The sequence below is a fragment of the Natrinema zhouii genome, assembly GCF_013456555.2.
GTDB classification, from domain to species: domain Archaea; phylum Halobacteriota; class Halobacteria; order Halobacteriales; family Natrialbaceae; genus Natrinema; species Natrinema zhouii.
Map to the genome: position 1 here is coordinate 1,986,247 of NZ_CP059154.1, position 12,997 is coordinate 1,999,243.

Genomic DNA, 12,997 nt, shown 5'->3' on the forward strand with positions numbered 1-12,997 from the left:
ACCCCATTCCCGTTTCGTGCTGTCTCCGTCTAACACCTATGCGTCGGCCACTATTCGGATCTCTCCGCCACTACGGACACGGACGAGATATCCCTCGTACGTGAACTCGATGGTCACGTCACGATCGTGGCCGTTCGAATGCTCTAGTAACTGTTCCATCGCGGTCGGTTCGATCGTCTCGTACAACGTCTCGAGTTCGCGTTCAGGGACTCCTTCATCGCAGCAATACCGCGGAGTATCGCTGCCGTCGTCGATTCGTTTGCATGTTCCGCGACCAGAATCGATAAGTCGTCATCGATGTCCGTCCGTTCATGATGAGAGCGGTCTCGATGCATTCATCGGATACGACCTGGCCGGAGATTTTAGCCTACTCCCAAGCCATGTAGAGTGTGAGTATCTGAGTTAACCCTTTGAGCGACGGCGAGGGCCATGACGGCCGTACCAGACGAGGAGACAGTAACGGACTCGAGTCGGGAGCATCGATGCTGCCTGCCGACTGGCAGATATCGTACTGCCGGGGCTGAGAGAGCGTGCTACGACCGGACCGACATCGAGTGTTAGCCCCTCGAGCCGTCGACCGTTGCGAAGGCAAGGACAGGGCTATCCTCGCGCACAGTCCATGTGAGGATATGGCAGACAACGACGACCTCGACGACCTGCTCGACGAACTCGACAGTCAGGGCGACCTCGAGACGTCCCAGCAAGTACTGTCGCTGCGGACGGAGAGCCGACGATACGACAAACCGGTGACGATCATCGAGGGCTTCGACCTCACGCAGTCGGAGATCGAATCGACCGCTTCGGACCTGAAGAGTTCGCTCGGGACGGGCGGAACGGTCGACGACGGGCGCATCGAACTGCAGGGCGATCACCGGGACCGCGTCCCGGACCTGCTTCGGGACCGAGGGTTCGACGTTCGCGACTGAACGAGCGGTTCCCTGTCGTTCCGGCGAGAAATTACGCGATAGCCGCTCGGTCCGGTGAACGCATTCCAACGAGTTATTTATGTCTCACCTTCAATAATGATGTATGAACGTCCGATCCGCGACGCCCGACGATTTCGAAGCAATTACCGCCGTAGCCCGCGATACTTGGCACGAAACGTACGACGAACTCGAGGCCGACATGATCGACCGGACCGTCGACAACTGGTACACCGACGACTCGATGCCGCTCGAGGCCCCCGGGACGGTCGTTCTCGTCGCCGAGCGCGCGGAGCGACGGTCCGCGGATGGGAGTCGGACGGAGTCCGACGAACGCGACGGCGACCTCGTCGGCTTCACCCACGCGGTTGCACAGGGTGAAACGGCCGACATCCTCCGGATGTACGTGCACCCCGACTATCAGGGCGAGGGGATCGGATCGGACCTCCACGAACGGCTGATGACGGAACTCGAGTCCCGCGACGCTGAACGGGTCCGCTCGTTCGACTTCGCGTTCAACGACACCAGCCGCGCGTTCTACGAAGGACTCGGGTTCGAGCAGACCGACGAAGGCGAAGTCGAGATCGACGGCGAGCTCTACCCCGAAGCCGTCTACACGCTCGAATTGTAGTCGCTGACTGTCGCGGAATTCACCTACAATCGCTGTCTCTCGACACCACCTGAGTGAGACGGTGTAATCACTTTGGTACTCGGTGTCGTTACACACGGTATGGAGATCAGACCAGCGAGACGGGACGACCGCGAGCGGATCAGGACCGTCGCCCGAGAGACGTGGCACGAGACGTACGACGAACTCGAGCCGGAGACGATCGATCGGACCATCGACGAGTGGTACGGCGACGAGGCCCTCGAGACGGCGTTGTCGAAACCCGGTACCGCGTTTCTCGTCGCGGAACGGGACGGTGAGATCGTCGGCTTCACGCACGGCGTCGTCACCGAAGACGAGGGCGACGTGCTGCGACTGTCCGTCCATCCCGACCGGCAGGGTGAGGGGATCGGCACCGCGCTGTACGAGCGGCTGCGCGAGGACCTTCGAGACTTCAACATGGAACGGATGCGCGCGATCGATCTCGCCTCGAACGAGGGCGGCCGGGAGTTCTACGAGACTCACGGATTCGAGCCCACCGACGAAGACGAGGTCGAAATCGGCGGCGAGCAGCGACGGGAAGTGGTCTACACGCTCGAACTGTAGCGCGACGGCGAAGCAATAGAGTAGAAATCGGCCATCGTCTCACTCGCGGTTGACGATTTCGATGGCGAGATTGTCGTTCGAACGGGGCACTCGAGGAGCTGACTGGAGACCTTGCAAATGCACCGCACGGACGCAAGTGATCCGCTGGTGTGGTCCACCGTAGCACGATGGGGACGAAAACGCCGAGCGAGGCCGATATTCTGCGGCCGATCGGAACGACCTCGACGACGTACTTCGTGATGGTAGCCGTAGCGGGGCTGGCATTTCTGGCCTTCCTCGTCGGCTGGGCCTACCAGCTACAGCAGGGCCTGTCCGTCACTGCATTGGGTGACTGGGGGAGCGGCGGCGGCGCCACGTGGGGGATCTACATCGGCGCGTTCATCTGGTGGGTCGGCATCGCTCACGGCGGGATCATCCTCTCGGCGGCGGTCAGGCTCCTCGGGATGGACCGCTATATGCCAGTCGCACGACTCGCCGAATTGCTGACTCTCGCCGGGCTGTCCGCGGCGGGCTTTTACATCATCGTCCACCTCGGCCGACCCGACCGGATGGTCACAAGCGTCATCGGCCACTACCACGTCACGGTCCACGCCTCGCCGCTGGTGTGGGACGTGACCGTCATCACGGCCTACTTCGTACTGACCGCGACCTACCTCGCGCTCACCCTCCGCTACGACGTGAGCCGATTGCGCGAGCAGTTGCCGGATCGCCTCGATCCGATTTACCGACTGATGACGCTCGGTTACACGGAGAAGGAAGACGCGATCGTCCAGCGCATGGTCTGGTGGCTCGCGCTCGCGATTATCATCATGGCCCCGCTCCTGCTCCACGGCGGCGTGATCCCGTGGCTGTTCGCCGTGTTGCCGAACTATCCGACCTGGTTCGGCGGCGTGCAGGGGCCGCAGTTCCTCACCATCGCGCTCACGTCCGCCATCAGCGGCGTGATCATCCTCGCCTATTCGTTCCGCTACGCCTACGACTGGGACCACATCTTCACCGACGACATCTTCCGCGGACTGCTCCTCTGGCTCGGCTTCTTCTGCCTGCTCTTCCTGTGGCTGCAGCTCCAACAGAACATCACCGGGCTGTTCACTGCACCTGTCGACCTGACCGTCGCGGCCCTGGCCAGGGCCACCAACCCGATCTACATCACTTCGATGTCGCTGGTCTTCCTGACGCTGTCGTACATCTTCGCCCAGACGCTCCGGCCGACGCTGTTCAGCAAGCGACGAGCCGTCATCTCCGGCCTCGCCGTCCTCACCGCGACGATCCTCGAGAAAGTGCTGTTCGTCGTCGAGGGGTTCCTGCACCCGACGTTCGACATCTACGAGGCGGTGCCGGGCGTTTACGTGCCGAGCCTGATCGAGATCGCGTCGATCCTCGGGACGATCGGCATGGTCTGTCTGTTCTTCCTCACCGTCGCGAAGATCTTCCCCGTGGTCGAACTCCACGCGATCGAACACCTGCGCGACGACCACGAGAACGAGTAGGAACTGAGTGACGATCACGAGCGGGACAGCGCGCCTTTCCTCTCGTGAGAATACGGACGACGGGAGGCAACCGTAACACGGGGAGGCTGCCGTGAACGAGTCCGTCGACCACGTGAGCGGCGAACTGGCACGAGCCACCAGTAACTATTTAGCCAATGGTGCTAAACCTGTTTTTAGAGATGTCTAATCCTTGGGCCATCCGAACCCAATCCTCGAGTGAGGTGACATGAACGAACTGCTGGAGGTCCTCCTCGTCTCGCTTCGGGACGGCTACGTCCAGGTGAGCGCGTTCGTCGCGGTGACGGTGCTGGCCTTCGGCCTGCTCCAGTACGCGACCGACGGGGCCGTCATCGGTGCGATAGAGGGAAACGAGCGACTGCAAGTGCTGTTCGGCGGGCTGCTGGGGCTGACCCCCGGCTGTGGCGGCGCGATCGTCGTCATGCCGCTGTACGTCCGCGGGACGGTCAGCTTCGGGACCGTCGTCGCGACCCTCGGTGCGACCGCGGGCGACTCGGCGTTCGTCATCCTCGCGCTCGCACCCGAAGCCGCGCTCTACGCCTACGCCATCGCCTTCGCGGCGAGCGTCGCGACCGGCTACCTCGTCGACGAGGTCGGACTGGGCGTCTCGCGGGTCGACGCCGCCGTCGCACAACTGTCGCCCGCCGCGACGCCGGACGGCGGGACCGTAGTCAACGGCGGCGTCGGACCCAACCCCACCCACGATTACGGCGGCCCGGCTCCCACTCACGCCCACGAGACGGGACCGGATCGCCACTCTCGAGTACTTACCCCACTCTCTCATCTCGCGCACGTTCTGTGGTGGGGAGCCGCCATCTCGGGACTCATCTTCGGAAGCCTCTACCTGCTCCGCGGCGGCCCCGAAGTCGCACTGGCGCTCGGCCTCAGCTTCGACGGGCTGTTCACCGTCGTCGGCATCGTCGGCGCGGTCCTGTCGCTGTACCTCTACGCCGTTGGCCGCCACTACGTCGGCGAGGGAGAAATCGCGCGGGCTCGAGACTCCTTCGGCTCTGTCTACGACACGCTCACCCACGCGGCGATGGAGACCAGTTTCGTCACCGTCTGGGTGCTCGTGGCCTTTCTCGTCTACGAATATTTCGTCCTCTTCAGCGGGGCGAACATCGCGACCCTCGCCGCGGCGGCAGGCGTGCTGGCACCGATCGGCGGCGCGGTCGTCGGGCTGATCCCCGGCTGTGGCCCCCAGATCCTGCTCGCGAGCGTCTACGCCGAGGGGGGCTTACCGTTCTCGGCGCTGAGCGCCAACGCGATCGCCCAGGACGGCGACGCCCTGTTCCCGCTACTGGCCGTCGACGCCAGGGCCGCCATCGTCGCGACGATCTACAACTTCCTGCCCGCCGTGGTCGTCGGCGTCGCGCTCCACTTCCTGTGGGGCCCCGTCTTCGGGATGGCGGAGTTCGGATTCGGCGTGCTGTGACTGGCTACGGGTAGCGGCCAGTCACAAACATGCTCTGTACTACTCCAGACCGAGGGACCAATATGCGGTGGCGCGCGCTGACGGCTGGCTGAGCGCTAGCGAAGACAGCCGATGACACTGCGCGAGGGATGAGTGAGCGAACGGGGAGGGACGACCCGTGAGCGAACGAATCGGTTGGGGAGGGTGTGGAAATCCCGTGTTGCCGCGATAGCAGAACGCTCACCGCGGCTTCCAGCATTCCCTCTAGCAGTAGTTGGTAATACGATTTCTTTAATGAGGATTGAGTGAGGAACTGAAACGGCTAATTCGGCAACTATAGCTGCATATTGTCCAGTATTAGATTCTGGCTTTGATGTAATTGAACCCGCCTCTATAGACAAGGAGATACGAAATAACCACCATAACTGGTGCTAATGGTAAATAGTAGAAAATTTGCGTGAACGGGTCAGGAGGAGATACTATCGCTACAAGCATGAACGCAAGCATATTCGCTATAAATAGTGTGAGTAAAAGTTCACCAAACGCCGTATAGTCCATAATTAAGAATTTATGTAATCAAACATATTTCTTGTGGGTCTCTCATTCTTCCATCACAGCGGAAGAACGGTCGCCTGAGTGCCCTGTACTGAATGGCAACTACGTGTGCAAACGTACCTTTTTGCTGCGGGTTGCTGAGAAATCGGAGATTTCTCGCATCGCAAAACGGCTCTGCCGTTTTGAACGATCTCGCTCCCTTCGGTCGCTCGAACCGCTTGCAAAAATCTACGCTAAAAAGGCCGCCTCCGCGGACTTCACCCGCTTCGGCGGTGAACTGCTCACTTCGTTCGCAGATGCTCATCCGGTAACGTCTTCACCTGTACTTGTCGCGAGTTTCACGGGTTCTTCTGAGTAAAGAAACCGTGATACTATCTACTGCTAACGCGAGCGACTCGAGGCCAGGAATAACCCCGTCGGCCTCGATTCCCACACGGAAGTCCGACGACTCGACGACCGTGCGCTGACAGAGTTTCGTTCAGAACTCCTCGGTCGGCGGCGCGATCCCCTCGTCACTGCCCTCGAGTTCGAACTCCTCGCGCACTTCTCGAATCCGGTCGCGAATATCAGCCGCCAGTTCGAACTCGAGGTTCCCCGCCGCTTCCTCCATCCGCTCCTCGAGTTCGTCGACGTACCGCGCCGCGTCGTCTTCGCCCTCGATCTCCCGGCCGGAGACCTCGCTGGTGTCGGTCTTGCTTCCGGGCAGGTTGGTCTCGCTGACCTCCTTCTCGATCGTCGTGGGCTCGAGGTCGTGTTTCTGGTTGTACTCCCGCTGGATCTCGCGGCGGCGCTGGGTCTCTTCGATCGCGGACTCCATGGCGTTCGAGGGCTCGTCGGCGTAGAGGACGACCTCGCCGTTGACGTTCCGGGCCGCTCGGCCCATCGTCTGGACGAGCGTCGTCTCGGAGCGCAGGAATCCCTCCTGGTCGGCATCCAGAATCGCCACTAGCGAGACCTCGGGGATGTCCAGTCCCTCCCGCAGGAGGTTGATCCCGACGAGCACGTCGATCTCTCCCAATCGCAGCGAGCGGATGATCTCGTGGCGCTCGAGCGTGTCGGTCTCGTCGTGCATGTAGGCCACGTCGACGCCGGATTCCTCGAGGTACTCGGTGAGGTCCTCGGCCATCCGTTTGGTCAGCGTCGTCACGAGCGTGCGCTCATCGCGCTCGATCCGCTCGTCGATGCGGTCCATCAGATCGTCGACCTGCCCTGTGGCGTCGGAGACCTCGATCGCCGGGTCGACGAGATGGGTGGGGCGAACGATCTGTTCGACGATCTGCTCGCTCTCCTCGCGCTCGTAATCGCTGGGCGTGGCGCTCACGTAGAGGGTCTGATCGGTCTTCTCCTCGAACTCCTCGAAGGTGAGCGGCCGGTTGTCGTAGGCCGTCGGCAGCCGAAAGCCGTTCTCGACCAGCGAGTCCTTCCGGGACTTGTCGCCGGCGAACTGCCCGCGAATCTGTGGGAGGGTGACGTGGGACTCGTCGACCACGGTCAGGAAGTCATCGGGGAAGTAGTCCATGAGGGTGTAGGGAGCCTCGCCCGACTCGCGATCCGAGAGGTACAACGAGTAGTTCTCGATCCCCGAACAGTAGCCCGTCTCCTGCATCATCTCGAGGTCGAAGCTCGTCCGTTCTTCGATGCGCTGGGCGGCGATCATGTCACCCTTCCGCTCGAAGTAGGAAATGCGTGAATCCAGATCGTCGCGGATCTCGTCCATCGCATCCTCGAGTGTGGTCTCCGGAATCGAGTAGTGCTCTGCGGGGTGGACGAGCACCGCCTGCTGGTCGCCCTGGGTTTTCCCCTCGAGCGGATCGACCTTGACCATGCGGTCGATCTCGTCGCCCCAGAGTTCGACGCGCACCGCGTACCGGCCGTACATCGGGTAGATCTCGACGGTGTCGCCCCGCACCCGGAAGGTGCCCTGCGTGAAGTCGACGTCGTTGCGTTCGTAGTTCAGGTCCACCAAGCGTTTGAGGAGTTCGTCGCGGCCGATCTCCTCGCCGACCTCGAGTCGCAACGACATATCGATGTAGTTGCGCGGGTCACCGAGGCCGTAAATCGCGGAGACGCTCGCAACGACGATGACGTCCTCGCGGGTCAGCAGCGACCGCGTGGCGGAGTGGCGCAGGCGGTCGATTTCGTCGTTGACCGAGGCGTCCTTGTCGATGTAGGTGTCGCTCTGCTCGACGTAGGCCTCGGGCTGGTAGTAGTCGTAGTAGGAGACGAAGTACTCGACGGCGTTGTCCGGGAAGAGATTTCGAAACTCCTCGTAGAGCTGGGCCGCCAGCGTCTTGTTGTGGGCGATTACCAGCGTCGGTTTCTGGATCTCCTCGGCGACCCACGAGACGGTGTTCGTTTTTCCGGAGCCGGTCACCCCGAGCAGGGTCTGTTTGTCCATTCCGGACTGGAACCCGTCGACTAACTGCTCGATCGCTTCGGACTGGTCGCCCGCGGGCTCGAAGGGCGCATCGACCCGAAACGGGTGATCGACGTTCGGACGGTCCGGCTGAAGGGGACCTTGCGCGTCACTCATTATCGGAGTCAGGGGTTCGAGCCACTTTACGCGCTCGCATCTGTGATCGCGGCGGTGAGAGAGGACGCTCGAGTATCTGTGACGACTCTGAACGCGACGAAAGGCCCGTTCAGTCCCGGCCGCGTCGCTCGATCAGCTAGCCGGCAGCAGTGGGTCGTTCGTACTGAAATCGAGCGACTCGAAACCGGAAGTGCGGACCTCGAACAGCGCCCGGGTCGCAGCCGAACAGCGCCCCGACTGCAGCCGAACGTGGCCACTGCTCGCCCAACCGTTATGCATCGGCTCGTACTGAATTCACGTATGACTGAACAACTCCAGCAGGCCCGCGACGATCTCGAAGAGGCTGCGAAGTCGGCGGACAGCGACGACGTCCGCGAGGACATCCGCGAGACCACGGACGCGTTCGCCGACTACGTGATGAGCGATACCGAACCCGATCACGCCGTCCTCGACGAACGGCTCAATACGCTCCGCCAGGTCCGCGAGCAGGCGGACGGCAATACGAAAGACAAGCTCGAGTCGGCCATCGAGACGACCGAAGACTATCGCGAGACCCTCGATCAGGCCTGAGAGCGAATCCAACGGACGAAATCGCCGAACGAAATCGGAATCGACGAGCGAACCCGACGAACGAAACCGCGACGGTCAGTATTCTCCCGGCGTTCGATCCCCGACGTCGACGTCCGCGTCCGTCTCCGCGAGCAACTCCTCGAAGCCGTACTGTTCGAACTGGTCGACGACCGCCGCGCGCTCGCTCTCGTCGACCGCCTCGAGGAGCGTCCCCAACACGGCCGTTGACGCCTCCTGTCCGGGAACGTCGACGGTGTCCATGCGCTGGTCGACTCGCGAGACGAACTCCTCCTCGGAGAAGCGGCGACCCGACTCACCCTCGGTGAGGTGCCGGCTCAGCTCTCCCGGCAACTGTGCGGCCAGATCCTCGGCCTCGTCCTCGCTCAGTCGTTCGCCCAACGTCTCGAGGACCGCTCGCGTGACGTCGGTCGCCGATTGTTCATCAGCAGCGGTTCGGTCGCTCACTCGCTCGAGCAGTTCCGCTCGTTCCATAGCCGAGGTCACGCCGGCTCAGCCCCTCACGGTTCGGGCGGCAACTGCCGGGTTCGCGCCGCCGTCGAGTCGTTAGCGTTCGGCACCGGGGCCGGACTCGGGGACGATTTCGTCGTAGCCGAACTCCTCGAGTCGCTCGCGCAGCCCGTCGGCTTCGTCCTCGTCGACGTGTTCGAGCAGCGCCCCGACGACGGCCCGCGAGAGCTGGTCCGGATCGCGCCCGTCGGTGCGGTCGGTTCGCTCCGCGACGCGCGAGCGGAACTCGTCGGCGGAGAGCGCTCGGCCCGACGGCCCCTCGGCGAGGTGGTCGCCGATCTCAGCGGGCAGGTCGCCGTCGAGACGCTGCGAACGGGTGTCGTCCAGCCGCTCGCCGAGGGCGGACAGCACCGCCTGCGTCGCGTCTCGAGCGTCGGCTTCGTCTCCGAGATTCGCCTGCTGTTCGACGGATCGGTAGAAATCGTTGCGCTCCATACCGGTCGTTGAACGGAGCCTGCCCTTGGGACTTGGCCGGCGACTGCCGGCAGCGGGGACGGGGCAACCGCGACAGCGAGGCAGCGACGGGTCACTCTCGAATCGCGGACAGTGGCCGCTTCGGATCGATGTCGCGCTCGCGGTCAAGCTGGCGGTCGTGGGCTCGCTTGGCCGCTTCGTGAGCCGCGTCGTCGCCCTTGCCGCGATCGGCCAGTTCCCGCAGCCGTTCTTCCTGCCCGTACGCGATGACCTGATCGCCGGCGTGGATTCTGTGTTCGCCTGACGGCGCGCCGATGTACGTACCACCTTCCCGCTCGATGCCGAGAACCGTCACTCCCTCCGCCGAGCGCAACTCGAGGTCGCCGAGGCGCTCGCCGGCCACCCACTCGTCCTCGTCGACGGCGAAATCGGCGACGCAGTACTCCCGATCGAGATTCAGGAGGCCAGTGTAGTCGCGGAGCTGGAACCGCGCGGACTGCGACAGCCCCAGTTTGATGACGGGCGTGAGCAGGTCGTTGAACCACGTGCTGCGAGCGAGCGCGAGCAGAAGGAAACAGACGACGACGAGGATACCCAGTCGCCGGAGCCGCGTCACCGGATCGGCGAAGGAGATGACCAGCGAGGCGATCGTCGTGACGAGCCCGACGTTGCCCAGCCGCATGAGCATCTTGACCGTTCGACGGCGGCTCGGATACGCCGTGATCTCCTCGGCCTCGTCGGTCGTGAACCCGGCCCCTGAGTAGGCCGACAGCGACTGGAAGGAGGCGACCTCCGTCGAGAGCCCGGTCATCGTCAGCGCGACGGTGCCCACTCGAACGACGAGCATCGACAGCGAGATAATGATGATCAGGGAGACGAGCGCGTACATTCGTCTCCGGGAAGTAGGGCAGAACGGTCGTTTGTATCCAGTGCTGGCTTATTCAAGCCAGTCAACGAGAGCGTCCCAAACCCGATCTCGAGGATCGAGCGTCGTCCCTCACTGGAGCAGCGGACTCACCGGTGACGTCTCGTCCGGCGTCGACTCGTCGAAGAAGCCGTCGACGCCGTCGAGTTCGAAGACGAATTCGGGACCGAAGGCGCCGGCGGGCGTCTGAAACCCGTCCTCGGCGTCGCCCGCGAGCACTCGTTCGGCGACCGTCACGGCTCCGTCGGTGGTGACGACGTACGGGTCCGGCGTCCGCAGTCGGGAGACGACGCGTTCGCCGTCGTCAGTGCTGGCCTCACCCCAGATGTACGCCGAGCCGCGTTCGCGGGCCCGTTCGGACGGACCGTCACGGATTCCGGCCACTCCCTTCAGCGTCCGTCGAACCAGCTTCGACTCGAACAGCGGTTCGAGGTAGCGATGCGATTCGAGCGCCAGTCGAGCGGGCTGGGGCATCACCGCGTACATCTCGACGTTCGGGACGCCGGTCGTGTAGTGGGCTGTCGAGATGTCACCCATCGGCATCGTGACGGCCGGCCGGGTTCCGCGACCGAAGTCGATTTCGCGGGTTCGCCACGCCGTCGGAACGCTCTCAACGTGGCCGTCGCGACGAACGGCCCCGCCGGTGTCGGCCCCCTCGAGTACCGTCCGCACGGTCCCGATCGACGGCACCCGGAACGAGTCGACGCCCAGCGCGAGGTCGGTCGCCTCGGGGAGCCGCTCGACGAGGTGGGCGGCGAGACAGTCCATCGGAACCGTCGAGAGCGCGGCGGCCGGCAGGAGCGTCACACCGGCGTCGATCGCCGCTTCGTCCCGGTCTTCGATCGACTCGATGACGGGGATCTCACCCGTGATATCGACGTAGTCCGTTTCGCTCCGCAGACAGCCCTCGACGAGCGCGTCGGCGGTGTTCGAGAACGGACCGGCGCAGTTCAGGACGCAGTCGACGTCCTCGAGCGCGTCTGCGACGATTTCGGGGTCCTCGAGGTCGAATCGCCGACCCGATTGCCCGAGGTCGTCGACCTGCTCGCGGAGCTGATCGTGGTCACGGCCGGCGAGCATCGGATCCAGTCCGCGGTCGATCGCCTCGCGGGCGATCAAATTTCCGACGTAGCCGTACGAGCCGTAAATCAGAAGTGAGGCCATACCTCGAGTAGGCGCTCTCGGTGGGTAAGCGGCGGGCCGGCATTACTATCGTGGCCGACGAGATCGAAATGGATTCCGCACGGGATCACTCGAGCCGATCGAGGACCGCCTCTTTCTCGTAGGTCAGCGAGAGCGATCTCGAGCGGCCGCGGCCGTCGACGTCCGCGTAGTCGGCGTCGATCAGGCCGAGCTGGTCGAGTTTGTTGACGATCTCGGAGTAGCGCGTGTAGCCGAGTTCGGTTCGGTCGTGGAAGACCTCGTAGACCTCGCCCGCCTGGTCACCGTCGTGTTCGGCGATCACCTCGAGCAGCGCCCGTTCGGTGTCGGTCAGTCCCGACAGCGAACGCGAGAGGTTGATGTACTTGGACTTTTCGTAGGCGTCTTCGACGTCCTGGCGCTCGACGTGACGGCTGCCCCGCATCTCGGCGTTGAGCCCCGCCCGCCGCAGGAGGTCGATTCCGACGCGAAGATCGCCGCTCTCGGCCGTGAGTTCGGCGACGTACTCCAGGGTCTCCCGGCCGATGACGTCGTCGTGGAAGCCGCGGGTGACGCGCTCCTCGAGGATGTCGACGATCTCGGGCTGGTCGTAGACCGGGAAGTAGACGTCTTCCGGGCGGAAGACGCTCTGGACTCGGGAGTCGAGTTCGTCGATGACGTCTAGCGCGGGATCGGAGGAGACCACGACGACGCCGATCTTCGCGCCGGGATACTCCTCGTGGGCTCGCAACAGCGAGTAGAGCGTATCCGACGCTTCGTTCTCGTAGAAGAGGTAGTTGATGTCGTCGAGCGCCACGACCAGTACCCGGTCCTCCTCGACGAGTTTCTCGGCGATCTGGCCGAACAGCTTCTTGAAGGAGATGCCCGAGGAGGGCGGTTCGTAGTCGAACGTGCCCTCGAACAGCCGGGAGAACACCGAGTAGCGGGTCGCGTTGACCTGACAGTTGACCCGGATCGTCCGGACCTCGCTCGTCTGGGCACCTACCTCGTCGAACAGCTTCTGGATCGCAGTCGTCTTTCCCGTCCCGGGCGGCCCCCGAACCACGACGTTCAGCGGTCGCGACCCCCGCACCGCGGGGCGCAGCGCGTACGTCAGGCTCTGGGTCTGGCCCTCGCGGTGCTTGAACGTCTCGGGGACGTAGTCGATCTCGAAGACGTGCTCGTTCTTGAACACGGATTCGTCCCACGACAACATCCCCTCCTCGGGGTCGTCCACCATCACTTTCACCCTGCTTCCGCAGCGTCTTAATGGT

Annotated in this window: 14 protein-coding genes; 6 read left to right on the top strand and 8 right to left on the bottom strand. The window is 63.4% G+C overall.

Annotated features, from left to right (window positions below):
* Positions 1-36: 36 nt before the first annotated feature.
* Entirely contained in the window at positions 37-159 is a 123-nt protein-coding gene (locus HYG81_RS45755; protein ID WP_425607547.1) for a HalOD1 output domain-containing protein, read from the bottom strand.
* A 470-nt stretch (positions 160-629) separates the two neighbouring features.
* On the opposite strand from HYG81_RS45755, the gene HYG81_RS28530 reads away from it, so the two are divergent.
* The 5 genes from HYG81_RS28530 (at position 630) to HYG81_RS28550 (ending at position 5,079) form a co-directional block, all read left to right on the top strand.
* Positions 630-926 (top strand): SUI1 family translation initiation factor, encoded by a 297-nt coding sequence (locus HYG81_RS28530; RefSeq protein ID WP_180839493.1) that lies wholly within the window; start codon positions 630-632, stop codon positions 924-926.
* 103 nt (positions 927-1,029) lie between these two features.
* Positions 1,030-1,554, top strand: coding sequence for a GNAT family N-acetyltransferase (locus HYG81_RS28535; protein ID WP_180839494.1), 525 nt, complete (start codon positions 1,030-1,032; stop codon positions 1,552-1,554).
* Positions 1,555-1,653: 99 nt separating this feature from the next.
* Complete coding sequence (locus tag HYG81_RS28540) at positions 1,654-2,136, top strand: GNAT family N-acetyltransferase (RefSeq protein ID WP_180839495.1); 483 nt, start codon at positions 1,654-1,656, stop codon at positions 2,134-2,136.
* Positions 2,137-2,303: 167 nt separating this feature from the next.
* Positions 2,304-3,626 carry an NrfD/PsrC family molybdoenzyme membrane anchor subunit gene (nrfD, locus tag HYG81_RS28545; RefSeq protein ID WP_180839496.1) on the top strand — a complete coding sequence of 441 codons (1,323 nt, stop codon included), beginning with the start codon at positions 2,304-2,306 and terminating at the stop codon, positions 3,624-3,626.
* A gap of 226 nt (positions 3,627-3,852) precedes the next feature.
* Positions 3,853-5,079 carry a putative manganese transporter gene (locus tag HYG81_RS28550; RefSeq protein WP_180839497.1) on the top strand — a complete coding sequence of 409 codons (1,227 nt, stop codon included), beginning with the start codon at positions 3,853-3,855 and terminating at the stop codon, positions 5,077-5,079.
* A 336-nt stretch (positions 5,080-5,415) separates the two neighbouring features.
* Here HYG81_RS28550 and HYG81_RS45760 read toward each other — a convergent pair whose 3' ends face one another.
* Positions 5,416-5,616 (bottom strand): DUF7534 family protein, encoded by a 201-nt coding sequence (locus HYG81_RS45760; RefSeq protein ID WP_425607509.1) that lies wholly within the window; start codon positions 5,614-5,616, stop codon positions 5,416-5,418.
* A 475-nt stretch (positions 5,617-6,091) separates the two neighbouring features.
* On the bottom strand, positions 6,092-8,146 hold the full coding sequence (uvrB, locus tag HYG81_RS28555; RefSeq protein ID WP_180839498.1) for an excinuclease ABC subunit UvrB: 2,055 nt from the start codon (positions 8,144-8,146) through the stop codon (positions 6,092-6,094).
* A 300-nt stretch (positions 8,147-8,446) separates the two neighbouring features.
* On the opposite strand from uvrB, the gene HYG81_RS28560 reads away from it, so the two are divergent.
* Positions 8,447-8,716 (top strand): DUF7553 family protein, encoded by a 270-nt coding sequence (locus HYG81_RS28560; protein WP_180839499.1) that lies wholly within the window; start codon positions 8,447-8,449, stop codon positions 8,714-8,716.
* A 75-nt stretch (positions 8,717-8,791) separates the two neighbouring features.
* On the opposite strand, the gene HYG81_RS28565 is transcribed toward HYG81_RS28560, so the two are convergent.
* The 5 genes from HYG81_RS28565 to HYG81_RS28585 form a co-directional block, all read right to left on the bottom strand.
* Positions 8,792-9,208 (bottom strand): DUF2267 domain-containing protein, encoded by a 417-nt coding sequence (locus HYG81_RS28565; RefSeq protein WP_180839500.1) that lies wholly within the window; start codon positions 9,206-9,208, stop codon positions 8,792-8,794.
* Positions 9,209-9,280: 72 nt separating this feature from the next.
* A complete protein-coding gene (locus tag HYG81_RS28570; protein ID WP_180839501.1) occupies positions 9,281-9,679 on the bottom strand; it encodes a DUF2267 domain-containing protein in 399 nt (132 codons plus the stop codon).
* A gap of 91 nt (positions 9,680-9,770) precedes the next feature.
* On the bottom strand, positions 9,771-10,547 hold the full coding sequence (locus HYG81_RS28575) for a TrkA C-terminal domain-containing protein (RefSeq protein WP_180839502.1): 777 nt from the start codon (positions 10,545-10,547) through the stop codon (positions 9,771-9,773).
* 108 nt (positions 10,548-10,655) lie between these two features.
* Positions 10,656-11,747, bottom strand: coding sequence for a saccharopine dehydrogenase family protein (locus HYG81_RS28580; protein WP_180839503.1), 1,092 nt, complete (start codon positions 11,745-11,747; stop codon positions 10,656-10,658).
* Positions 11,748-11,832: 85 nt separating this feature from the next.
* Positions 11,833-12,963 (bottom strand): ORC1-type DNA replication protein, encoded by a 1,131-nt coding sequence (locus HYG81_RS28585; RefSeq protein ID WP_180839504.1) that lies wholly within the window; start codon positions 12,961-12,963, stop codon positions 11,833-11,835.
* Positions 12,964-12,997: the final 34 nt, after the last annotated feature.